Below are 23406 nucleotides of genomic sequence, written 5' to 3' on the forward strand. Positions count from 1 at the left end.
CAGGGGCCGACTGAATACAGGTAGAACCAATGAAGCTGACCATGCCACGTTTTGATTCCGCACCGGTACTGGTGGTGGGTGATGTCATGCTCGATCGTTACTGGCATGGGCCTACTCACCGTATATCCCCGGAAGCTCCGGTGCCGGTGGTAAAGGTTGACCAGATCGAGGATCGGCCCGGCGGTGCGGGCAACGTGGCCCTGAATATTGCAGCCTTGGGTGCGCCGGCCTGGTTGGTGGGTGTCACAGGCGAAGATGAGGCTGCATTGAGTTTGCGCCAACGCTTGAACGCCGCCGGTGTCTATTGCGATTTTCAGGCCCATGCCGATCGTCCTACCATAACCAAGCTGCGCGTGATGAGCCGCCACCAGCAACTGATTCGTCTGGATTTCGAGGAACCCTTCGAGACTGACGGTGAGGCGATTCTTGAGGCGGTGCGTGGCCTGCTTGACAAGGTCAAGGTGATGATCCTGTCGGATTACGGCAAAGGCGCGCTGGTTAATCATCAAGCACTGATTGCTCTGGCTAAAGCGCGCGGCGTGCCGGTGCTTGCCGACCCCAAGGGCAAGGATTTCAGCATCTACCGTGGTGCGACCCTTATTACCCCGAATATGACCGAGTTCGAGGCGGTTGTAGGTCACTGCAGTAGCGAGCAGATGCTGGTCGAGAAGGGTATGGCGCTGGTCGAGGATCTGCAGCTCGATGCGATGCTGGTGACCCGGAGTGAGCAGGGTATGACGTTGCTGCGTCGCGGAGAGCCGGCGCTGCATATGCCCGCCAGGGCGCGGGAAGTATTTGATGTGACGGGTGCCGGGGATACCGTTATTTCTACTTTGGCCGCTGCTCTTGCTGCCGGGGAATCGATGCCCAACGCGGTTGGTTTATCCAATCTGGCTGCAGGGATTGTTATTGGCAAGCTGGGTACGGCGGCGATCAGCGCGCCGGAGCTGCGCCGGGCAGTGCAGCGCGAGCAGGGTAGCGAGCGCGGTGTGGTCGGACTGGAGCAGTTGGTTCAGGCGGTCGAGGACGCACGCGCCCACGGCGAGAGAATTGTATTCACCAATGGCTGTTTCGACATCATCCATGCCGGCCACGTGGGCTACCTGGAAGAGGCGCGCAGCCTTGGCGACCGTCTCATTGTGGCGATCAATGATGACGCGTCGGTCAGTCGGTTGAAGGGTCCGGGGCGACCAATCAATAGTGTCGAACGGCGCATGACGGTGCTGGCCGGCCTGGGTGCGGTTGACTGGGTGGTCAGCTTTGCCGAAGACACCCCCGAGGAATTGCTCAAGGCCCTCAGGCCCGACATTCTGGTCAAGGGCGGGGATTACAGTGTTGACCAGGTGGTAGGCGCGCCGCTGGTGAATAGCTGGGGTGGCGAGGTGAAGGTGCTGAACTTCGTTGAAAGCTGCTCGACGACGGCTATCGTCGAGCGTATCCGCGAACGGGATAAGGACTGAAATTTCTCAGAGCCGCTGCAGACCCTCGTCCCAGTCGCAGCGGCGCGCATCAACAACCCATCCCTGTTGAGCGGCCATGGCTTCGCTGAAAAACCGATTCTTTGGTCGACGTGGTTGCAGCTCGCCGCGTATCAGACTGAACAGTTCGCCAGTGGCTTTGCCGTCGCATATTTCAGCCAGAAAAATCTCGGGTTTCTGATAATCCATTTCTACGACAAGCTCGCCAGTGCTCTGCTCAAGCCTTTCATCGGCATGCAGAAGAGTCAGATCGGTGCATTTTTCTGGCAGCTCCAGTTGCATGGCGTAAACCAGTTGCAATGAGTTTGTTGGCAGATGCAGGTAAGCGCGGGGGCGTTCGACAAGGTGCAGCTCACGGCACAGGATCGGCCGGGTGCCGCACTGTCTGGGTGTCAGCTTGTAGGAGTAGCGCTTGCAGCGTGACAGCAGCGGGGCATAGGGGGTCGGTAGCCAGGTCTCGAGATAACTGCCCTGTAGCCAGCCGTGGCTGCATTCGATCAGCAACTCTTCGGCTAGCTCGGTCATTACCGGAAGCAACGGGACCCTGAGTTCATGGGCAGGTACGTAACCGGAAATCAGCTTGAGCACGCTGTCACCCTGGTCGGCTCGTTTCTGCCGGATCAACACACGGAACTGTCTGCCCTGCCAGTTGAGGCTAAGATCCACCGAGACGCCTAGGTTGGCTGCAATCAGCTCGAAGTTATCCGGATCGTCGATTTCAACGGGTTCGCGCAGGGCCTGCATTTGGGCAAAACTCAGGGGGTTGCCTACGGGTGTATAGCAGAGCACCTCTGAGCTGGCTTTGACTTCAATGGCCTGGGTTCTGAATACCCCGGGATCCTTGCGGGCGATGATGCGTGACATGCGCTTGCCTCTTATCGATGCAAAACCCTGAGCGCCGTGGCGACGTTCTCGCGCAGGTGGGTTTGGTTGATGGTGCCAATCACGGCACTGGCGACGGCTGGATGGCTGTAAATGAGCTGAAGACTGGCGAACATCGGGTCTTCACCCTGCAGGCACGCATGCCCGCTGGCCAACGCCTTTTTGATCAGTATGCCCTTGTTGTGTGACAACGCATGGTCGAGCACGGGCTTTTCCTGCTGTTCCTGCAGATTGTACGTCACCATAGCGCAATCACCCTCATCCAATGCGCGAATACCACCTTCGACAGTCTTGCCGGAGAAACCGAAAGCGCGAATGAGGCCAGCACGCTTGAGCTGTATCAGGGTCGGATAGACGGCTTCCCCAAGGACGCGGATGTCATTGCCATCGGAATGTACCAGTACCAGATCGAGGTAATCGGTTTTCAGGCGCCTTAGCGAGCGCTCGATCGACATGCGCGTGTGGTCGGCGGTGAAATCGAAGTGCGATTGGCCGTGCTCAAATTCCTCGCCGACCTTGGTGCAGATCACCCAGTCGTGACGGCGACGCCCGAGCAGTCCGCCCAGCCGCTCCTCGCTGCTCCCGTAGGCTGGTGCAGTATCCAGCAGATTGATGCCCAGATCCTGTGCCAGGGCGAGAATGTCTCGTGCCTGACGGTCGTCCGGCAGATCAAAGCTGTCGGGATACTTTACGCCCTGGTTGCGCCCGAATTTGACCGTACCCAGCCCCAGGGGAGATACCGTCAGTCCGGTGCTCCCCAGGCGTCGATGAAAGGGCTGAAGGCTACTCATGGGAAACAGATATCCCAGGCTGGTGCTGCCAGTTGCGGGCGAGGCAGGCCCGAGTAATCATCGTTCAGACTCGGACGGATTCCCTGACTTTGCAGTTGGCTCACTGCCTGGTCGCTCAGATCCGGGGCCAGGGCGAGCTTGGTCGGCCAACTGACCAGTACATTCTGGACTGGTTGCAGGTACGCGGTATCAGGGCGTACGAGGCCGCTCTGTGCTGGCTCCGCCCGATTGACCGGCAGGGTTGTCCATTGGCAATTGGCAAGATCGACCCAGGGCAGCAATTCCTTGAGTTCCTGCTGGGCTTTGCTCACCAGCGCATCCGGGGTGAGATGTACTCCCTGCTCGGCAAGTTCGCCACCCAGATACCAGCACCACTGCCCATCGGCGCACGGATGCGTGGTTATCGTCATGCGCGGCTTGGGGCTGCTGCCCAGGCAATGGGCGTAGAGGGGGGGCAGGTTAGGCCCCTTGACCAGCACCATTTGCAGGGGACGTCGCTGCATGGCCGGCTGGCTGACGCCCCAATCCTGAAGGAGTGCTTCGTTGCCTTCGCCGGCGGTCAGGACGTACCGCTGGGCCTTGATCTGATGCCCGTTGATACGTACGGCGTTGATGCTGCCATCGTCGCGACGCTCGATCTGCGGTGCGCTGTCTGAAACCAGACTGTCGCCAGCAAGTTCGCTCAAGCGCCTCACGGCATCCGGCACATCGATCACCAGTTCGGCCAGGCGGTAGACCTTGCCCCGAAAGCTGGGGTTGGCAAACACCTCGGGCAGGTCCTTGCCCTTGACCGCATCTACCTTGCCGCGCAACGCCTTGCTGGCAAAAAAACCGGCCAGATTGCTGATCAGGCTGCCCGGAGACCAGAGATAATGATGCTCCGAAAGCAGCCGTACGCCGCGTAGGTCAAGCTCACCATCGCCCTGCAGCGAGGCTCGCCAGCGATTGGGCATGCCGGCGATGGATTCTGACGCTGCCGTCAACTTTCCGTGCAGTGCATACTTGGTGCCGCCGTGAATGATGCCCTGGGACTTGCCACTTTGTCCGCCGCCGAGCGCGCCACGCTCGATCAGCAGGGTGCTGTAGCCCAGGCCTCGCAGGCGGGCGTTGAGCCACAGGCCGGCGATGCCGCCGCCCAGAATACAGATGTCGGTTTCGAGAGTTTTACTCATGGACTCCGGCGCTTGCGCGCTATGTATGACTAAAGGGGGCTAGTATAGACACTGCCGGTGCCTGTGGTCACATCTGCTACTATGAGTCGCACGCTGGAACGGTGTTCTGTGCGCCTTGCCCACCGAGGATCTTGAATGACGCGTACCCTCTATAGTCTGTTTTTCACTTTGTGCATGCCCCTTGTTCTGCTTCGCTTGCTGCTCCGTGCCCGCAAGGCACCAGCCTATGCTCGGCGCTGGCATGAGCGGCTCGGCCTCGGCGGTGATCTGCGTCCCGATGGTATCTGGGTGCACGCGGTATCCGTGGGCGAAACCATTGCTGCTGCGCCAATGGTCAGGGCGTTACTAGAGCGCTATCCGCAGCTGCCTGTCACCATTACCTGTATGACGCCGACAGGCTCGGAACAGATCCGCAAGCTGTTTGGTGACAGGGTCGGACATGCCTACCTGCCATATGATTTACCCTGGCTGCAAGGTCGTTTTATCAGCCGGCTGCGTCCGCGTATTGGGGTGATAATGGAAACCGAGTTATGGCCAAACATGGTGCACGAGGCCAAGGCCGCCAATGTGCCGCTGGTCCTGGCCAATGCGCGGCTTTCCGAGCGATCCGCACGGGGTTATCAGCGTGTGGCCTGGCTGGTGCGACCGATGTTTGCTGCGCTTGACTGGGTGGCAGTGCAAACCCAGGCCGAAGCCCAGCGGTTTGCTCGTCTGGGGGTGGACCAGAGCGCGATGTCCATTACCGGCAGTATCAAGTTTGATCTACAGCCCGACCCGATTGTGCTTGAGCAGGCAGCAAGCCTGCGCGGGTTATGGGGCGATAGGCCGGTATGGATAGCGGCCAGCACCCATGGTGGGGAGGATGAGCAGGTGATCGCTGCGCATCGAGAGGTGTTGGCGCTGCATCCGGACGCGTTGCTGATCCTGGTGCCTCGGCATCCGGAAAGGTTCAGTGATGTGGCCAGATTGCTCGAGAGTGCGAATTTGAAGTTTATCAGGCGCAGCAGCGGTGAGATTCCGATGCGGGCAGACCAGGTTCTGCTTGGTGATAGCATGGGTGAGTTGTTGATGTTCTACGCATGCTCGGATGCCGCCTTTGTGGGTGGTTCTCTGATAGCCCACGGTGGACATAATTACCTGGAGCCCGCAGCGCTGGGCTTGCCGATCATATCAGGCCCGCACTCGTTCAATTTTACGGAAATCAGCGAACTGCTTGAGGGCGCGGGCGCATTGCAGCGTGTGCAGAACCAGGCCGAGCTGGCCGGCGCCGTTGCACATTTTTTGGCTGAACCGAAGGTGGCTCGACAGGCGGGTGCAGCGGGGCTGTCAGTAGTCAGGGACAATCAGGGGGCGCTGGAAAGACTTCTGGAGGGTATTGCCGTCAGGCTCGATCGTGACGCTGGCATTGACAGTCGTCACTGAGCGCTTCTGCTATGACACCCCTCGCTGAACCTACAGCGAGGGGCTGACAAGTCAAAACGTGCTGCGCACCGGTTCGTTGGTGGCGTCTGCATCCATCTCGAACGGGCCGCCGCGCTCAACTGGCCCGTTGGGTTCTGCGGAGCCACTGCGTTCAACTGCAGGCCGTTGCATCGTCATGCTCTGAACCTCTTCCTCGTCAAATGGAGGAATGAAGTCTTCGTCAGGGTTGTATTGTGGGTCGAGCCACTGGGAGAGCTCCATGAGGTCTTCCGGACTCAGTGTGCCGGCGGCCTGCTTCAGTCGCAGCGTATCAATGATGTAGTTGTAGCGAGTGGTGTTGTAGTCGCGGACTGCTCGAAACAGGTTGCGCTCGGCTTCGAGAACGTCCACCACGTTGCGTGTGCCTACTTCGTACCCTGTCTGGGTCGCATCGCGGGCCGCCCGTGCAGAAATGATTGCCTGCCTGCGTGCTTCCACTTCCTCCACGCTGGAAGTGACCGTGCGGAACAGATTGCGCGTGCTCTCCACGACCTCACGCAACCTGGCTTCGCTCAGGCGCTCGCTCTGGCTCAGGCGATAGCCCGACTCGCGAACCTGAGAACTTCTACTTCCGCCTGTGAACAGCGGCAGGGTGACTTCGATACCGATGCTGGCCTGTTCCGTATCCCCATTTCTGTTTGTGGCGCCAAGGGGAACACCGCCAAGATCGGCCCCACCACTACTGTGGTTGTAGCGGGCGAAGGCATCAACGGTGGGCGCAAATGTCGCCTTGCTGCTACGCAGTGTGTCCTCGGCCGTGTTCACGGCCAGTCGACTGGCTTGCAGGCTGAGATTCTGACTGGCTGCGGTATCTACCCACTCCTGCAGGTTCGCCGGGAGTGGCGGCATGATCGGCATTTCGTGGCGTATGCCCGCCAGGCTGTCGTAGTCGCTCAGGGTCAAGCGTGTCAGCGCCTGGTAGCTGACCGTCAGATTGGTCTGTGCGGTCAACCGGGTAGCTCGGGCAGTGTCGTATCCAGCCAGCGCTTCGAGTACATCCGTGCGGGCGGACAGGCCGACTTCGAAACGTTCGCGTGCCTGGTCAAGCTGCCGTTCGAAGGCGTCTTCCTCGGCACGGGCGGTCGCCAGGTTGTCTGAGGCACGCAGCACATTGAAGTAGGCTTCGGCCACCTCGATGATCAGGTCCTGCTGAATGGCTGAAAACTCGACCATCGCCTGGGCAGTGACAGACTTGGCAGCTTGATAATTGAACCAGCGTTCGGCGCGGAACAAGGGTTGGGTCAGGTTGGCCTGGTAATAGTCAGTGTTGTAGGTGTCGTTGCCCTGACCTTCCACTTCAAGGCGCTCACGTGCAACGCCCGCACCCAGGCTGATATTGGGCAGCAGCAGGGCGCGTGCCTGGGGCAAGGCCTCTTGCCGCGCGAGCGTGTCCGCCTCGGCTGCGGCCAGATCGGCACTGTAAAGGAGGGCTTCCTGGTAAACGGTCATCAGGTCAGCCTGGGCGGCGGCCTGGCCTGAGAGTCCTGCCAGTACAATGGCAACGTAAAGAGGGCGCAGCATGCAGAGTTCCTTCGCATGGGAGAAATAATCAACCAAGGCTAAGGAGATGTCGGCTGGTGGTCAAGCAATGCTTGGGACCTGGTGCGGAACAAAGTGTTTCGCGCTCTCTCGTGTAGCTATGATAATCTGGTTGCTCATCTTGACGGGGTGCCTGCGGCTTTGCCGACGGCTGAGATAATACCCGTTGAACCTGATCCGGTTGATACCGGCGTAGGAATCGAGATGCGTGCCTGCCCGCAGACCTTCTAAGGTCCGTGCTGCCTGCCGTTTCGGTTCCCTGCGAGCCACAACGCAGCGGAGCACAATAATGAACATCAAGCATACCGACAGTGCCATTCCCACCTCCGGGGCCGATGGCGCCGCCTCACAGCCATTTCCCAAGTCGCGCAAGATCTACGTGACTGGTTCGCGCCCTGATATCCGGGTACCCATGCGTGAAATCAGTCTGGCCGACACTCCAACCGAGCTGGGCGGCGAGAAGAACGCGCCAGTCACGGTTTACGACACTTCCGGCCCCTATACCGATCCGGACGTCAGTATCGATTTGCGAGCGGGTCTGGCCGATGTGCGCAGTGCCTGGATCGAGGAGCGTGGTGATACCGAAATACTGCCCGGTCTCAGCTCCGATTTCGGCAGGCAACGCCTGGCCGATTCAGCCCTGGACAACATGCGCTTTGCCCACGTGCGCCATCCGCGCCGGGCCAAGGCTGGCTGCAACGTTTCGCAGATGCATTACGCGCGCCAGGGCATCATCACGCCGGAGATGGAATACATCGCTATCCGCGAGAACATGAAGCTGCAGGAGGCCCGCGAAGCTGGCCTGCTGTCCAATCAGCATCCCGGGCAGAGTTTTGGTGCGTCTATCCCGAAGGAGATCACCGCCGAATTCGTTCGTGAGGAAGTGGCCCGGGGTCGTGCGATCATTCCAGCCAATATCAATCACCCCGAGATTGAGCCGATGATTATCGGCCGCAATTTCCTGGTCAAGATCAACGGCAATATCGGTAACTCCGCATTGGGCTCTTCAATCGAAGAGGAAGTGGAGAAGATGACCTGGGGTATCCGTTGGGGCTCGGACACGGTGATGGATCTGTCCACCGGCAAGAATATCCATGAAACCCGTGAGTGGATCATCCGCAACTCACCCGTGCCAATAGGCACGGTGCCGATTTACCAGGCGCTGGAAAAGGTCAACGGCGTGGCCGAGGACCTGACCTGGGATATCTTCCGTGACACGCTGATCGAGCAGGCCGAGCAGGGTGTGGATTATTTCACCATCCATGCCGGTGTACTGCTGCGCTATGTACCGATGACCGCCAAAAGGGTTACCGGTATCGTCTCGCGGGGTGGGTCGATCATGGCCAAGTGGTGTCTTGCGCATCACAAGGAAAGCTTCCTCTACACGCATTTTGAGGACATCTGCGAAATCATGAAGGCCTACGATGTGTCTTTCTCCCTCGGCGACGGCCTGCGTCCTGGCTCTATTGCCGATGCCAACGACGAGGCGCAGTTTGGCGAGCTGGAGACGCTCGGCGAGTTGACGAAGATCGCCTGGAAGCATGATGTCCAGGTGATGATCGAAGGACCGGGGCATGTTCCGATGCAGTTGATCAAGGAGAATATGGACAAGCAGCTCGAATGCTGTGACGAAGCGCCTTTCTATACCCTGGGGCCGCTGACCACGGACATAGCTCCGGGCTACGACCACATCACTTCAGGCATTGGCGCTGCAATGATCGGCTGGTTCGGTTGCGCGATGCTCTGTTACGTGACGCCCAAGGAGCATCTGGGGTTGCCTAATCGGGACGACGTCAAGACCGGTATCATTACCTACAAGATCGCAGCGCATGCAGCAGACCTGGCCAAGGGGCACCCCGGCGCGCAGATTCGCGACAACGCGCTGTCCAAGGCGCGTTTCGAGTTCCGTTGGGAAGACCAGTTCAATCTGGGCCTGGATCCGGATACCGCTCGCAGCTATCACGATGAGACTCTGCCCAAGGACTCGGCCAAGGTCGCGCATTTCTGCTCCATGTGCGGGCCCAAGTTCTGCTCCATGAAGATTACCCAGGAAGTGCGTGAATACGCTGCCGGTCAGCGCATCGAGGCAGTTGATCTGGCAATGGAGGAGGGAATGAAAGCCAAGTCCGCAGAATTCAGGTCCAGCGGCTCGCAGTTGTATCAAAAGGTCTGAAGCCTTGCCGAAGCCCCGGCAGGTGTGCGAGCTTAGTGCCTCAAACGCACACATTGATCCGGGGGCTTCTGGTTGGACACCTTTACACGCGACGACGTCGAGATTATCCGCCGGGAAACCGGCTTCAACGGTTTCTATCGGATGGATATTCTTACCCTGCGCCATCGCCTTTTCCGGGGTGGCTGGGGGCCAGAGCTGCGGCGCGAGCTTTTCGTGCGCCGCGATGCCGTGTGTGTGCTGCCCTATGATCCCTGGACTGACTCGGTTGTGCTGCTTGAGCAGGTGCGGGTCGGCGCATTGGACAAGAGCGAACGGCCCTGGCTGATTGAGCTGGTCGCCGGTTTGTTTGACGCTGGTGAAAGTCCGGAAGAGGTGGCCCATCGCGAGGCGCGCGAGGAGGCCGATCTGACGTTGTTGAAATTGCTGCCGATTACCCGCTACTACCCGTCGCCGGGAGGTAGTGATGAACGCGTACACTTGTATTGCGCGCTGGTCGATAGCAGGGGTATTGGCGGCATTCATGGCCTGGACTCCGAGGGTGAGGATATTCGCGTTAGCGTCTGGCCGCGAACCGACGCGATCAAGGCCATGGAAAACGGTCAGATTGATAACGCGGCGAGCATAATCGGGCTGCAATGGTTGAGCATGCATTCTGCGCATTTGCGCGAAGAGGCGGGCGCACAGCCATGAATGCCCTGCGCAAGCCTCGCTATAAGGTCGATTTGGTTGGCCTCCAGGCTGTATGCGAAGCCAATTATTGGCGGTTGACCAGGCTGATGCCGGATATGGCCAACGCTGACTATCTGAGACTGTTGGTCGAAGCGGAGGACGGCCAATCGCAAAGCCTCAGTCTCCACGTGCTTGAGCGGTGTCGTTACACCACCACACTGCGCCTGACTCATCAGCGCGAACATGAATGGCTTACGCCGCCGAGCATGGAGGTGCGGCTTTACCATGATGCCGGGATGGCGGAGGTTGTGGCAGCCTACAATCGCCGGCGCTTCCGCGGGGTGTATCCCTATCCGAATGAACAGATGCTGCAGCCTGATGAGAAATTCCAGCTCAATCAGTTTCTTGGTGAATGGCTCGGCTATTGCCAGCAGTATGGGCGCAGCGCCCAGCCTGTTATCATTCAGCGGTGATGTTGCATGCCACCCGGAATATGCCCGGGCTGTTAACCAGTCGCTGGAATCAGCGCCATCTTGTTGCCATCATAGGCGAACAACAGTGACCAGGAGCAGGTGATAGATGTTGTCACCGATAGGAAATCAATCAGACACAATCTGCATCGTGCAGCTTACGGATTCGCATCTGTATGCAGATCCCGATGCGGACCTCTTGGGTCTGGATACTCACGCCAGCCTGCGTGCGGTAGTCGATCTGGTACGCGATGAGGTGCCGCAGATGGATCTCGTTCTGGCCACGGGTGATATTGCTCAGGACGGTAACGAACGTGCCTACCACCGATTCATCGAGATTGTTGACGCTCTGCCGGCACCTTGCTGCTGGATTCCCGGTAATCACGATGACGCAGCGGTCATGGCTCGCATTGGTGCAGACTCAGGCCTGACCCAGGAATGGGTCGACGCCGGTAATTGGCGTATTGTGCTGCTTGACTCGAGTATTCCGGGCACGGTGGCTGGCCACCTGGCGGCGCAGCAGCTGAGCATCCTGCAACAGGCCATCGATAGCGCGGGCGAGCGTTTTGTCATGGTCTGCCTGCATCATCATCCGGTTCCGATCGGGTGTGACTGGATGGACCCGCTGGGGTTGCTTAATGCGAATGATCTCTGGGCGCGGTTGCACACTCACAAGAACGTCAAGGTGGTTCTCTGGGGGCATATTCATCAGGAACTGGACCAGCAGCTTGAGGGGATTCGTCTGCTTGCTACGCCGTCGACCTGCGTACAGTTCGCCAGTCATAGCTCGGACTTTGCCACCGACACGCAGGCGCCGGGTTACCGCACCCTGATGTTGCTGCCAGATGGGCAGGTTGAAACAAGCGTGTCGCGTCTGGAATCAGGACGTTTTCTACCCGACCCGGGCGCGGTAGGATACTGAACTCCACCGCGCCGGAAACAATTAACTGCTGCTCCGGCATGGACGCGATTACGGGGTCGCACCTTTGATTTACGCGTTATTATCCCGTGAATGTTACTCTCCCCCGCATGACAAGAATCAAGGATAACCAGGCAGCCTATGTCTCAATCGACCTATAACGCCGATGCACTGGAAGTTCTCAGTGGTCTGGACCCGGTGCGCCGCCGCCCGGGGATGTACACCGACACCACCAGACCCAATCACCTGGCCCAGGAAGTGATCGACAACAGTGTAGATGAAGCACTGGCCGGGCATGCCCGTCGACTTTCGGTCATCCTGCACGCCGACAACGCTCTGGAAGTATCCGATGACGGTCGTGGTATGCCGGTGGACATGCACGCCGAGGAGGGCGTCTCCGGGGTGGAGCTGATCTTTACCCGGCTGCATGCCGGCGGCAAGTTTTCCAGCAAGAACTACATGTTCTCAGGCGGCCTCCATGGTGTGGGCATTTCGGTGGTCAATGCGCTCTCGCTGCGCGTTGACGTGCGGGTGCGCCGTGACGGCCAGGAATACGCCATGGCCTTCGAAAACGGCGAAAAGGTCACCGAGCTGGAGATTATTGGTACCGTTGGCAAGCGCAATACGGGCACCACTGTCACCTTCCACCCCAATCCCGATTATTTCGATTCTCCCAAATTCAGTATCAGCCGCCTGAAACACCTGCTCAAGGCCAAGGCAGTACTCTGTCCGGGTCTCACGGTCGAGTTTGATGATCGTCAGTCCGGTGAGCAGCACACCTGGTTTTACGAGGACGGTCTGCGCGATTACCTGATGGATTCCTGCGCCGAATGGCCAAAGCTGCCGGAGGAGCCATTTACCGGCAGCCTCAAGGCGCGTCAGGAAACAGTCGACTGGGCAGTGCTCTGGTTGCCGGAAGGCGGAGATCTGGTGCAGGAAAGCTACGTCAACCTGATCCCTACCGCTCAGGGCGGCACTCACGTGAACGGTTTGCGTGCCGGGTTGCTGGACGCTATCCGTGAGTTCTGCGAGTTCCGCAATCTGCTGCCGCGGGGAGTGAAACTGGCCCCGGAGGATATCTGGGAGCGCGTCAGCTATGTTTTGTCGCTGAAAATGGCCGAAGCGCAATTTTCCGGTCAGACCAAGGAGCGCTTGTCTTCGCGTGAGTCTGCTGCATTCGTTTCAGGTGTGGTCAAGGACGCCTTCAGTCTCTGGCTCAATCAGCATGCGGATATCGGTATGCTGATCGCTGAGCTGGCGATCAATCACGCCGGGCGCCGGCTCAAGGCGGGCAAGAAGATCGAACGCAAGCGCATCACCCAGGGCCCTGCATTGCCAGGCAAGCTGGCTGATTGTGCGGGGCAGGACAGTCGCCGCTCCGAACTCTTCCTGGTCGAGGGTGATTCTGCCGGCGGTAGCGCCAAGCAGGCGCGGGACAAGGAGTTTCAGGCGGTCATGCCGCTACGTGGCAAGATTCTCAATACCTGGGAAGTAGACTCTGGCGAAGTACTGGCCTCCCAGGAGGTCCATGACATAGCTGTGGCTATCGGGGTCGACCCGGGTTCGCCGGATCTGCTGCAATTGCGCTATGGCAAAATCTGCATCCTGGCTGATGCCGACTCGGATGGTCTGCACATTGCAACGCTGTTGTGCGCCCTGTTCGTCAAGCATTTCCAACCATTGGTCGCTGCGGGACATGTGTTCGTGGCGATGCCACCGCTGTACCGGATCGATATTGGCAAGGAGTTGTTCTACGCGTTGGATGATGCGGAAAAACAGGGCATCCTCGATCGTATCGAAGCCGAGGGTAAACGCGGCAAGATTCAGGTAACGCGATTCAAGGGTCTAGGCGAGATGAATCCGCTGCAACTGCGTGAAACCACCATGGCGCCAGATACAAGGCGCCTGGTGCAGTTGACCATTGATGATATGCCGGGCACCGAAGCCCTTATGGACATGCTCCTGTCGAAGAAGCGTGCGCCGGACCGCAAAATCTGGCTGGAAAGCAAGGGCGACATGGCGGAAGTACTTTTGTGAGCTGCAATTAACGCGGACTTAACCGCCTGGAGAGCTGGCCCTTGAGCGAGACCGGATCAACACAACGCATCGGCAAGGTCATGATGATTCTTGCCTGGGTTATCGGGCTCGGTCTGGCGGCTATGTGGTTTTCCGGCCTAGAGGAGCAGAGGCTCAATCCGAATCGGGCCCCCGAATCGATTGCCACCGACGGCGGTATCGAAGTGCACCTTGAATCCAACCCCCAGGGGCATTATCTGATGACGGGCGCAATCAATGGTCAGGAGGTGACTTTCCTGCTCGACACGGGTGCCACCTTCGTTGCAGTTCCGGCCAATCTGGCCAAGCGTCTGGGATTGCCCGAAGGGCGGCGCATAACCGTGACTACGGCCAACGGTAATGCCGACAGCTTCACCACCCGCATTGATACATTACAGCTGGGTGCGATCCGGCTGAACGACGTCAATGCCGGTATTGTGCCTGGTATGGACGGCGAAGAGATTCTGCTCGGAATGAGCGCGCTGCGTCAGCTGGATTTTACCCAGCGCGGCGGACAACTGATATTGCGTCAGCATCGCTGACACACGTTGGCGGGTCAGCCTGCCAGCTATGCCAAACAGAGGATATGTATGAGTGACAGTCTGGATCTGAGTATGGATGGGGTCGAGCGTCGGGCATTGTCTGCTTTCACCGAGGAAGCCTACCTCAACTACTCCATGTACGTGATCATGGATCGCGCCCTGCCGCACATTGGTGACGGCCTCAAGCCGGTGCAGCGGCGCATCATCTATGCAATGAGCGAGCTCGGACTCAGCGCCACCTCCAAGCACAAGAAATCCGCCCGCACCATCGGCGACGTGCTGGGCAAATATCACCCCCATGGCGACTCGGCCTGTTACGAGGCCATGGTGCTGATGGCTCAGCCGTTCTCCTACCGCTATACGCTGGTTGACGGTCAGGGTAACTGGGGTGCGCCTGATGATCCCAAATCCTTCGCAGCGATGCGTTATACCGAGGCGCGCCTGGCCCGCTACAGTGAGGTATTGCTGACCGAAGTAGGGCAGGGCACGGTTGACTGGCAACCCAACTTCGACGGCACCCTGGATGAGCCCATGGTGTTGCCTGCCCGGTTGCCGAATCTGCTGCTCAACGGTACCACCGGTATTGCCGTGGGTATGGCGACTGATGTACCGCCACATAACCTGCGTGAAGTAGCCGCCGCCTGTGTGCGACTGCTGGATGACCCGGGGGCGGGGCTCGACGAGCTGATGGAGCACATCCAGGGCCCCGATTACCCCACAGAGGCTGAAATCATTACGCCGCGCAGCGACCTGCTGAAGATGTATGCCAGCGGTCGCGGCTCGGTCAAGGCCCGCGCGGTATGGACGCGTGAAGACGGCGATATCGTCATCACTGCGCTGCCGCATCAGGTATCGGGTTCCAAGGTACTGGAGCAGATAGCCGCGCAGATGCAGGCGAAAAAACTGCCAATGGTAGCTGACCTGCGCGATGAGTCTGATCACGAAAACCCCACCCGCATCGTCATTGTGCCGCGCTCCAATAGGGTGGATGCCGAAGAACTGATGCAGCACCTGTTTGCCACCACCGAGCTGGAGCACAGCTACCGGATCAATATGAACGTGATCGGCACCGATGGCCGGCCGGCGGTGAAGGATCTGCGCGGACTGATCGGTGAGTGGCTGGGTTTTCGCATATCCACAGTGCGTCGCCGCCTGCAGTTTCGCCTCGATAAAGTGCTGGCGCGCTTGCATCTGTTGGAAGGTTTGATGATCGCGATGCTCAATCTGGACGAGGTGATTCATATCATCCGTACCGAAGAGCATCCGCGGGCCGAGCTGATGAGCCGTTTTGCCCTGAGCGAACTGCAGGCGGACTACATTCTCGATACTCGTCTGCGTCAGTTGGCCCGCCTGGAAGAGATGAAGATTCGCGGTGAGCAGGATGCGCTGGCCGAGGAGCGTGACAAGCTGCAGGCCTTGCTGGGCAGCGACAAGCTGCTGCGCAATCTGGTTCGTGATGAGTTGATTGCCGATGGCGAGACCTACGGTGATGACCGCCGCTCGCCGCTGGTCGAGCGGCGTGAGGCGAAGGCCCTATCAGAGACCGAACTGTTGCCCTCGGAGCCGGTTACCGTGGTGCTCTCGGAAAAGGGCTGGGTGCGCTGCGCCAAGGGGCATGACGTGGATGGCGCCAGCCTGGCCTACAAGGCGGGTGACGCCTTTCTGGCGCAGGCTAGCGGTCGCTCGAATCAGCAGGTGGTATTCATCGACTCGACCGGCCGCAGTTATTCTCTGCTGGCCCATACCCTGCCGTCTGCACGGGGCCAGGGCGAGCCGCTGACCGGGCGATTAAACCCCGTACCGGGTGCGCGTTTTGAAAGTGTTTTGATGCCCGATGATCAGGCCTTGTACCTGCTGGCATCCGATGCAGGCTATGGCTTCGTTGCCCAGGGCGCAGATCTGCTGGCGAAAAACAAGAATGGTAAAGCCCTGCTGTCGGTGCCTGAGGGGGGCAAGGTGATGAACCCCGTGGCAATAGCCAATGGCAAGGAAGATCAGGTTGTCGCAGTGTCGAATGAGGGGCGTTTACTGGTCTTTCCCCTGGCCGATCTGCCAAGACTGGCCAAGGGCAAGGGTAACAAGATTCTCTCGGTGCCTTCTGCGCGGGTGAAGAGCCGTGAAGAGTATGTGCTGGATATTGCGGTGCTGCCACGCGAGGCCAATCTGGTGCTCGCCGCCGGTAAACGCACTCTGACCTTGCGGCCCAGCGATCTCGAGCATTACCGGGGGGAGCGCGGCCGGCGTGGCAACAAGTTGCCACGCGGCTTTCAGAAGGTGGATCAGGTCAGCGTGGAGCAGGGTAAAGGTGCTGTCAGTGCGGACGCTGATGGTAAAAGTGCGTGAGCTGGCGCTCCAGCATGGACTGATAAGGACCTTTTAGTCTTTCGATACAGTAGATCCCCGGCTGACTTGCCAGTCGGCGGACTACGCCCCGTTGCTTCAGCGCGTCGCTGTCAGCCAGACTGGTGTCTAGCAGCAGCAGGTTGCGGCTGTGTTGGACTATGTCGAGTATTGCCAGGCATTCATCCCTGGCTGCCAGATCGGTGTCTGATACCGATCCCAAATCCACGCTGTGACCGATTGCCAGCTGTACGTGCAGGGTAATGCCCGAATCGGCGATCTCCACCTGCAATTCATGGCCCAGGACACGCAAGAGCTCCCCACAGCACAGCGCGTGGGCCAGTTCGTCCTGGCGACATTCAGCGGCATGAAATACCAGCAGGCTGGTGCCATCGTGGAGGGTATGCAGGTGGCCATTATACAGTTCGCAGGCCCGCTGAAGCTGCTCCCGGTAGCGTTCGAGTACCGCCATCAATCTCGGGCGTGGAAGGCGCCTCAGCGCTTCCTGGTTGCCAAGTCTTACCGCCAATATGGCCGACTCACGCTGCGTGATGGCAGGCGGTGTGGCTTGCTGCGATTCGTTTTCGGCGTTGTGCGCCGGTAAAGACGGCGCTTCAGTCAGGGGCGCTTGCTCAGCTTGGGCCACTGTAGTGGCAGTCATTTCTTGGTCGTGATCGGCTTGCTCTGGTGTTTCAACTGCCTTTGCTGGCGCCGCCTTTGTTTGGTCGGGAATCAGTGAGCTTTCTGTCTCCAACGATGGCTCTGCGGTTATCTTGTCGCCTGGCTCCAGCTGAGTCTCTTCGTCATGCGAGATAGGTTTTTCTGCCGGTGGCGCTGTCTCAGGTTCAGGTTCAGGTTCCGGTGGAAGATCAACAATCCGGCGCTTTCCGAGTGCGCGCGCCAGATCCCCAAGCTCGTCACGGCGTTGAGAGCCCGGGGCTGGGTGTCCTGAGTCGCCATACCACAGGCCCAGATCGCGCGCAGTCTGGCGCATGCCAATGCCCAGACGCCATGCCGTCAGTCCTGCCAGCAATATCAGAATCAACACGCCCCAGAACAGGCGCCAGAGCAAGTTGTTGGACGGGCCGACAAAGGGTTCGGCGGCAAGATGCAGCTGTACTTCACCGACCATTGCTTCCTGAAAATGTACCGTGGCGTCGAACTGCCCCTGACCGGGCGCTACCTTGCTGCGCCCTGGCTCGCTTCCAGCTTCGGCAATCAGGCGGTTTTCGGCGGTAAAGAGTCGGACATGACTGATCAGGGGATTACGCTTCCACTGTGCCAGCTGAATATTGAGGCTCAATTGATCGTCTGCGGCCAGAGGATCTGCCACCGATGCAGCGATCTGTCTGGCCAGTTCGGTGCCGATGGCATCGGCATTGCGGGCTGCATCGGCATGCAGCTGAATTTTCGCGACACCCAGAAGCACTATGACCGCCACGAGTGGAATAATTGTTAGTAACAGCAGCTTGCCGGTCAGTTTCGTGCTGTGCGAACGCCAGGCGGCGTGGCAGCGTAGAAACAGGTTGTCGGAAGCCGGGGGTATCTGGTTCAAGGTATGGCTCTATTGGTGAGGAAATGAACAAAAGGAGAGACTGTCAGCAAGGAAAGTGCCGGTAGCGGCGTTTGCCTGAAGCCTGACTGTGCAAAGTATAGCCATTCCCGTCAGGCGGCAAAAGGCTGCATCTGTGAGCTGGTAGGCAATTGAAGGTAGAATGGCCGTATTATCAAGTTGAGACTGGAGCGAGTATCTTGAAGGAAATCGTGCTGATCAACATCACCGGCCCGGACCGGCCCGGTCTAACCGCCGCTATTACCGGTATTCTGGCCCGTGCCGAAGTGAATATTCTGGATATCGGGCAGGCGGTTATTCACGACACCCTTTCTTTTGGCATCCTGGTGGAAATGGCTGGCGGTGAAGTCATGGCTGACGTCCTCAAGGATGTGCTTTTTCGCGGCTACGAGCTGGACCAACAGGTACGCTTTACGCCAGTCAGTGCCGAAGAGTATGGACGCTGGGTGACTGGACAGGGTAAGCCCCGGCATATAGTCACCTTGCTTGCCCGGCGAGTGACCGCCGATCACATCGCCCGGGTCAGCGAGATCACCGCACGCTACGGATTGAACATCGATCATATTGACCGCCTGTCCGGTCGTATTCCGGAAGGTTTGCCTGCTGATCAGGGCAAGGGCTGTATCGAGTTCTCGGTACGCGGCGAGCCCGGTGATCCAGCTCGGATGCGCGCCGAGTTTCTGACAATTGCCCAGGAGCTCAATGTCGATATCGCCTTCCAGCAGGATGGTATCTTCAGACGCAATCGTCGGCTGGTCGTTTTCGATATGGACTCGACGCTGATCGATGCGGAGGTTATCGACGAGCTGGCCAAGGCCGCTGGAGTGGGCGATCAGGTATCCGAGATCACCGAGCGTGCCATGCTTGGCGAGTTGGATTTCAAGGCCAGTTTCCGTGAACGTATGGCGCTGCTCAAAGGCCTCCCGGAATCCGTACTGGAGGAAGTTGCCGGCTCGTTGCGCATGACTGAGGGCGCTGAGACCCTGATAAGCCAGTTACGTAGGCTGGGTTACAAGACCGCCATTCTTTCAGGTGGCTTCAGTTATTTTGCCGAAGGACTGCAGAAGCGGTTGGGTATCGATTATGTTTACGCCAATGCGTTGCCAATCGAGAACGGCATGGTTACTGGTGAGGTGGTAGAACCCATAGTTGACGGCCAGCGTAAGGCCGATCTGTTGCGTGAGCTGGCTGAGCGTGAGGGCATCAGCCTGGAACAGACAATCGCGGTGGGTGATGGAGCTAACGATTTGCCGATGCTATCCATTGCCGGACTGGGAGTGGCCTTCCGCGCCAAGCCGTTGGTCAAGCAGTCAGCCAAGCAGGCTATCTCTACTTTGGGTCTGGATGGCATCCTCTATTTATTGGGGTTCCGCGATAGGGAAGGCTTCTGAGCCGCCGATTACTCGGCGGAGAAATCGTAATTCATGCTGTCGCTCGGCGACTGCAGGTAGTGGCCCTGAATATAGTTGACCCCTGCTTGCCAGAGGGTCGGCATCATGGTCGCGCTGTCTACGTAAGGGACAATGGTCAACTTGCCCATGCCATGCAGTGTTCCTATCATTTCTTTCAGGGTTTTGACTGCCTCCGGGTCCGACAGATCGCGGGCGAAGGAGCCATCAATCTTGATGAAGTCGACCTGTAGGTGTTTGAGTGCGGCATAGGGATTGAGTGCGCAGCCAAAATGGCTCAGCGATACTTTGCAATGCATCGTTTTCAGGGATTCGGTCAGCGCCTTGGCCTGCTTCATGTATGTGTTGGCGTCGGCATCGTTGAACTGGAATATGATGCAATCGGAGGGCAGCCGATTTTCCTGCAGTAAGCCCGATAACCAATGGGCTAGTTGAGGGTCCTGCAGGCTGGCGCTACTGAGATTGATCAGTAGCCGTGTATCAGAACCCTTGCCGCGTTGCCCGGCAAGCAGCCGGATAGCCTGGCAGATCACCCAGCGATCAATCTGGGCTGCGAGCCCGGCGTCACTTATGGCTGGCAGAAACTCGCCCGCGGGTACTTCTTCTCCCTGGGAGTTGAGCAGACGCAGGTAGGTCTCATAATGCTCGTGATTGTCGCCACGCAGACTAATTACCGGTTGAAAGAGCAGTTTGAAACCGTTGGTCTCGAGCGCATGGGTTACCAGTGCAATCAGGTTCCCGCGGTTGGCCTGGTTGGCCAGTTCTTCCAGCGGGTTGAAGATCTTGATTGCGTTGCCGCCGGCCTGACTGACCTGTTCGGCCAGGCGGTGGGCGCGGTCGATGGCCTCCTCGGGCTTGGGGCTGGTTTCATTGATAGAAGAAACCCCCATGCTGACTGTTATCTGTAATGTTCTCCCGCTCGCCTCGAACAGGTTTGCTTCGATCTTGCCGCGCAAGTTATCCAGAGCCTTGAGAATCGCTTCGGGTTCCTTGCCGTTGAGCAGAATACTGAAGGCGTCGTCGCTGAAGCGCGAAATCAGCGTCGACTCGGGGAACGCCTTGCGCAGTATCTGGGCCAGGTCAGCCAGCAGCAGGTCGGCACTGCCGATCCCGATGTCGGTCTGCACCGCGTTGAAGCTGTCCACGCTCATGTAAATCAGCGAGCTGGCCATGCCACCCTGGACCACCTGCTCACTGACCTTCTCCAGCTCTTCCTGGAAGTAGGCACGGTTGAACAGACCTGTGACCAGATCCTGGCTGGCCAGGGTCTTGAGCTTCTGCTCGAAATCGGCACTCGCCGTTTCGACACGTATGACTACCTGCGTACAGGGCTCGCCATCATAACTGGCGGGGGAAAAACTCAGGGTGACCGGGAACTGCTTGCCGTCCACGTCCACACCGCAGCAGCGCATTTCATTCTGGCCACCCTTGTCGTTGTGATGACGCAGGAAAACCTTGAAATCAGCCTGGTCTTTGGACGCTATGAGTCCGACCATGGGTTCGGCCGCCAGATCATCGGCATCGTCATAGCCGAACAGTCGAATATAGGCCCGGTTGGCATAAATGTGCATGCCATCGTGTACATAGGCAATGGCGTCAACGGAGCTGTCGAGCAATAGTTGGCAGCGTTTTTCGGTCTCTCGCAGTGATTGCTCGGCAATACGTTGCTGGCGGCGTGCAGAGAGACTGGCCAGTTCACGTTTGACCACCAGGGCAAGCAGTGCGTCGGAGGTGTCTGCTACTGCATCATGCATGCCTTGGCCAAGGGCTTCTGTCCGAATGCTCTCGGTCATGTCGCTGGTGATGAGCACGAAGGGTATATCGCGGGACTGGCGGATGATCATGGCCTGGGCATCAGTGGCGGCCATAAAGCTGGTTTCAGCAGCCGCCAGGCACAGATCCCAATTCTGCTGGAGTGATTCCTGCAGGTCTTCAATCGAGGTGATACGGTGGGCACGGGTGGCGTGACCTGCGTTTCGCAGGATGCTAACCAGGCGCTCGGCATTGTTTTGCGAGTCGTCCAGAATCAATAATCTGATGGCGTGAGTATCGGTGCCCATGGTCTTCCAGACTGAGTCGGGCCGACGCGGCCCGGTGTTTTCAAGACCTGAATTTACAGAGACTTCCAGAGGGAGTCAAAGTCATCATCGGTACTGACCGTGAGTGCGGAGCCAGCAGGCTGGGGCTTGTTCTTTGGATCGCCAGGTTCTTCGATCAGGCGATATTCGAATTGGCTGAAGCTGCCGCTTGCGGCTACACGGTCGGTCAGGTGCCCACGGATTTCGCGATTACCTTGCAGGATCATTACCTTGCTATTGACGCTGAATGGCACTCTGGGAGTAATAATGGTCGCAGGTCGGTCTATAGCGGTCACTTCGGGCAGAATCAGGGCGCGCAGGTACTGGCTCGGCTGCTCGGTCTTGCGGATCAGCTTGGCGGCGCACGGGGTGCAGTGTGGCGCAATCAATTCGACGCCCATCTGCGTGCCGCCGCCTCTTACCTGACGAATCCAGCGCACGACGGCCAGGCTCCAGTCCTGGTCGCTTTCTTCCTGGACGCCCAGCAACTCACCAGCTTGCAGTTGCTTTGGCACTTCCTTGGGCCACGTCAGGCAAAAGCCGCCGGGACTATGGTTGACGATGGGCAATGCATGGATCGGGTAATGCTCCTCGCCCTCGTCGGCGCTGTTATCACCGAGTTCGTTGTAATTGATTTGTTCGACGTTACTGGGTTCCCAGTCCACTGACTGGCCACCGCCGTCGAAGGCGCTGCTCCAGCCTTCCTGGCGGGCGCGCTGGGCAGAATCGGAGAAGGGGTTGATGTCGCGCTCATCAGCGCTGATAAAGTTGGCAAATGTGTTCTGGGCGATGCGAAAGTGCGTTGCGCTCATCCCGATGCTGATTTTCAGGGTGCCTCGGCCAGGTACGCGGTTGAAGGTACGCTCAGCCAGATCTCCCCACGATTGACTCAGGTGTTGCAGCATCTCGACGCCCAGGCCGTCCGGAACGCGCAAGCCAGTCTTGCTTTCGCCATTGAGCATGTATTCCTTGATAGCCCCGACAAGCTTGTCGGTGCTCAGCCCAAGGCTTTCGGACAAGTCTTCGTCACGAATCAGGGAACGATATCGGGGCGGACAATCCATCGTTGGATTGATGATGAAGAGCGTTTTCGGGTCGTCTGGGGGGAGCAGCGAGGCAAGCTTAGACCAGTCTTCGAGAACGGCAAAAAGTTTGCCCATCGCGCTCTGGCGCATCTGATTGGGCCTGGCAGAACCCATCAAAAGTGCGATCAGATAACACTGTTCAACACTCAGCGGCTTGCCTTCCAGGCTTTCGTTGTCCTGGATTGGTTGCAGGTGCAGGTTGCGCTTGCGGGCGAGTTGATAAAGTTGGTGCAGCTCGACCCAGACACCATCAGCCACCGGGCAGTAGAGCTGAAATGCTCTGAGCAGGGGTCCGCAAAGTCCGCGCATGGCCCGTTGTATTGCCAAGCCGATGATGGGCCCATGATCACGTGAGCGAACCTGCCGTTCCTGGGCGACGACAATCTTGTAACCGTTGGCAAGATGGTTTTGCAGCGACTGGGAAAGATTAGCCACCTTGCGAGGCTTGTCCTCGAGCACGATGGACTGGCCCAGATAGTATCGGGACAGGGCGCTGCATACATAATGTACCTGGGGGCGAATCTGTTCGAGTATCGCCAGGCGTTTTTCCGGCGAAATCTCGAGCTGATTGATCTCTATCAGTCCCTGGTAGAGTTGCCGGGCCGTCTCACCGATGTTGGCTTTCGGCAGATTGGCAATCCAGTGCACAATGCCCTTCTCGCTACTCTCGGCAAAGCTCAATGATTTGAGGCTCTGCTGAGGTATGCGCAAATTCAGCTTTTGGGCGTTGCTATCCATAACGGTCTTGTCCCTATCAAACGTTCCAGTCT

The 23406-nt window shown here is 58.6% G+C and carries 17 protein-coding genes and 1 riboswitch; of the genes, 10 read left to right on the forward strand and 7 right to left on the reverse strand.

The window, feature by feature from the left end; all coding sequences use genetic code 11:
* Nucleotides 1–29: 29 nt before the first annotated feature.
* Complete coding sequence (gene hldE, locus FZF01_RS11190) at nt 30–1460, forward strand: bifunctional D-glycero-beta-D-manno-heptose-7-phosphate kinase/D-glycero-beta-D-manno-heptose 1-phosphate adenylyltransferase HldE (RefSeq protein WP_150278269.1); 1431 nt, start codon at nt 30–32, stop codon at nt 1458–1460.
* 6 nt (nt 1461–1466) lie between these two features.
* On the opposite strand, the gene FZF01_RS11195 is transcribed toward hldE, so the two are convergent.
* Genes FZF01_RS11195 through FZF01_RS11205 form a run of 3 tightly spaced genes read right to left on the reverse strand, consistent with a single transcriptional unit; the run spans nt 1467 to nt 4323 of the window.
* Nucleotides 1467–2342, reverse strand: a complete 876-nt coding sequence (locus FZF01_RS11195; protein ID WP_150278270.1) for a metal ABC transporter ATPase — start codon at nt 2340–2342, stop codon at nt 1467–1469.
* A gap of 11 nt (nt 2343–2353) precedes the next feature.
* Entirely contained in the window at nt 2354–3151 is a 798-nt protein-coding gene (locus FZF01_RS11200) for an aldo/keto reductase (protein WP_150278271.1), read from the reverse strand.
* On the reverse strand, nt 3148–4323 hold the full coding sequence (locus FZF01_RS11205; RefSeq protein WP_150278272.1) for an FAD-dependent oxidoreductase: 1176 nt from the start codon (nt 4321–4323) through the stop codon (nt 3148–3150). Before FZF01_RS11205 ends, FZF01_RS11200 begins: the two co-directional genes overlap by 4 nt.
* Nucleotides 4324–4458: 135 nt before the next feature.
* On the opposite strand from FZF01_RS11205, the gene waaA reads away from it, so the two are divergent.
* Complete coding sequence (gene waaA, locus FZF01_RS11210) at nt 4459–5745, forward strand: lipid IV(A) 3-deoxy-D-manno-octulosonic acid transferase (RefSeq protein ID WP_150278273.1); 1287 nt, start codon at nt 4459–4461, stop codon at nt 5743–5745.
* Between the two features lie 51 nt (nt 5746–5796).
* On the opposite strand, the gene FZF01_RS11215 is transcribed toward waaA, so the two are convergent.
* The gene (locus tag FZF01_RS11215; RefSeq protein ID WP_150278274.1) at nt 5797–7305 is read right to left on the reverse strand and encodes a TolC family outer membrane protein; all 1509 of its coding nucleotides are present in this window, start codon (nt 7303–7305) and stop codon (nt 5797–5799) included.
* A 133-nt stretch (nt 7306–7438) separates the two neighbouring features.
* Nucleotides 7439–7539: riboswitch (TPP riboswitch) on the forward strand.
* Nucleotides 7540–7612: 73 nt separating this feature from the next.
* Here FZF01_RS11215 and thiC point away from each other — a divergent pair.
* The 7 genes from thiC (at nt 7613) to parC (ending at nt 16494) form a co-directional block, all read left to right on the forward strand.
* A complete protein-coding gene (gene thiC / locus FZF01_RS11220; RefSeq protein ID WP_150278275.1) occupies nt 7613–9496 on the forward strand; it encodes a phosphomethylpyrimidine synthase ThiC in 1884 nt (627 codons plus the stop codon).
* Nucleotides 9497–9568: 72 nt separating this feature from the next.
* Entirely contained in the window at nt 9569–10186 is a 618-nt protein-coding gene (locus FZF01_RS11225; protein WP_150278276.1) for an NUDIX domain-containing protein, read from the forward strand.
* Nucleotides 10183–10638 (forward strand): DUF1249 domain-containing protein, encoded by a 456-nt coding sequence (locus tag FZF01_RS11230; protein ID WP_150278277.1) that lies wholly within the window; start codon nt 10183–10185, stop codon nt 10636–10638. Before FZF01_RS11225 ends, FZF01_RS11230 begins: the two co-directional genes overlap by 4 nt.
* A 106-nt stretch (nt 10639–10744) precedes the next feature.
* Nucleotides 10745–11557, forward strand: a complete 813-nt coding sequence (gene cpdA, locus FZF01_RS11235; RefSeq protein ID WP_150278278.1) for a 3',5'-cyclic-AMP phosphodiesterase — start codon at nt 10745–10747, stop codon at nt 11555–11557.
* A 138-nt stretch (nt 11558–11695) separates the two neighbouring features.
* Nucleotides 11696–13591 carry a DNA topoisomerase IV subunit B gene (parE, locus tag FZF01_RS11240; protein WP_150278279.1) on the forward strand — a complete coding sequence of 632 codons (1896 nt, stop codon included), beginning with the start codon at nt 11696–11698 and terminating at the stop codon, nt 13589–13591.
* A gap of 41 nt (nt 13592–13632) precedes the next feature.
* The gene (locus FZF01_RS11245) at nt 13633–14151 is read left to right on the forward strand and encodes a retropepsin-like aspartic protease family protein (protein WP_373286436.1); all 519 of its coding nucleotides are present in this window, start codon (nt 13633–13635) and stop codon (nt 14149–14151) included.
* A gap of 48 nt (nt 14152–14199) precedes the next feature.
* Nucleotides 14200–16494, forward strand: coding sequence for a DNA topoisomerase IV subunit A (gene parC, locus FZF01_RS11250; RefSeq protein ID WP_150278280.1), 2295 nt, complete (start codon nt 14200–14202; stop codon nt 16492–16494).
* On the opposite strand, the gene FZF01_RS11255 is transcribed toward parC, so the two are convergent.
* Nucleotides 16463–18046: a hypothetical protein gene (locus tag FZF01_RS11255; protein WP_150278281.1), complete on the reverse strand. Its 1584-nt coding sequence runs from the start codon at nt 18044–18046 to the stop codon at nt 16463–16465. The genes parC and FZF01_RS11255 overlap by 32 nt on opposite strands.
* 197 nt (nt 18047–18243) lie before the next feature.
* Between FZF01_RS11255 and serB the strand changes: the two genes are divergently transcribed.
* Nucleotides 18244–19455, forward strand: coding sequence for a phosphoserine phosphatase SerB (serB, locus tag FZF01_RS11260; protein WP_150278282.1), 1212 nt, complete (start codon nt 18244–18246; stop codon nt 19453–19455).
* 8 nt (nt 19456–19463) lie between these two features.
* Here the strand turns inward: serB and FZF01_RS11265 are convergent, their stop codons facing one another.
* Both FZF01_RS11265 and FZF01_RS11270 read right to left on the reverse strand, forming a co-directional pair.
* A complete protein-coding gene (locus tag FZF01_RS11265; protein ID WP_150278283.1) occupies nt 19464–21533 on the reverse strand; it encodes an EAL domain-containing response regulator in 2070 nt (689 codons plus the stop codon).
* Between the two features lie 53 nt (nt 21534–21586).
* A complete protein-coding gene (locus FZF01_RS11270) occupies nt 21587–23374 on the reverse strand; it encodes a molecular chaperone (protein ID WP_150278284.1) in 1788 nt (595 codons plus the stop codon).
* Nucleotides 23375–23406 lie beyond the last annotated feature (32 nt).

It is taken from the genome of Halopseudomonas salina (genome assembly GCF_008641105.1).

Coding starts and splice junctions, on each gene's coding strand:
- hldE (WP_150278269.1), top strand. CDS start 30: ATGAAGCTGACCATGCCACGTTTTGATTCCGCACCGGTACTGGTGGTG.
- FZF01_RS11195 (WP_150278270.1), bottom strand. CDS start 2,342: ATGTCACGCATCATCGCCCGCAAGGATCCCGGGGTATTCAGAACCCAG.
- FZF01_RS11200 (WP_150278271.1), bottom strand. CDS start 3,151: ATGAGTAGCCTTCAGCCCTTTCATCGACGCCTGGGGAGCACCGGACTG.
- FZF01_RS11205 (WP_150278272.1), bottom strand. CDS start 4,323: ATGAGTAAAACTCTCGAAACCGACATCTGTATTCTGGGCGGCGGCATC.
- waaA (WP_150278273.1), top strand. CDS start 4,459: ATGACGCGTACCCTCTATAGTCTGTTTTTCACTTTGTGCATGCCCCTT.
- FZF01_RS11215 (WP_150278274.1), bottom strand. CDS start 7,305: ATGCTGCGCCCTCTTTACGTTGCCATTGTACTGGCAGGACTCTCAGGC.
- thiC (WP_150278275.1), top strand. CDS start 7,613: ATGAACATCAAGCATACCGACAGTGCCATTCCCACCTCCGGGGCCGAT.
- FZF01_RS11230 (WP_150278277.1), top strand. CDS start 10,183: ATGAATGCCCTGCGCAAGCCTCGCTATAAGGTCGATTTGGTTGGCCTC.
- cpdA (WP_150278278.1), top strand. CDS start 10,745: ATGTTGTCACCGATAGGAAATCAATCAGACACAATCTGCATCGTGCAG.
- parE (WP_150278279.1), top strand. CDS start 11,696: ATGTCTCAATCGACCTATAACGCCGATGCACTGGAAGTTCTCAGTGGT.
- parC (WP_150278280.1), top strand. CDS start 14,200: ATGAGTGACAGTCTGGATCTGAGTATGGATGGGGTCGAGCGTCGGGCA.
- FZF01_RS11265 (WP_150278283.1), bottom strand. CDS start 21,533: ATGGGCACCGATACTCACGCCATCAGATTATTGATTCTGGACGACTCG.
- FZF01_RS11270 (WP_150278284.1), bottom strand. CDS start 23,374: ATGGATAGCAACGCCCAAAAGCTGAATTTGCGCATACCTCAGCAGAGC.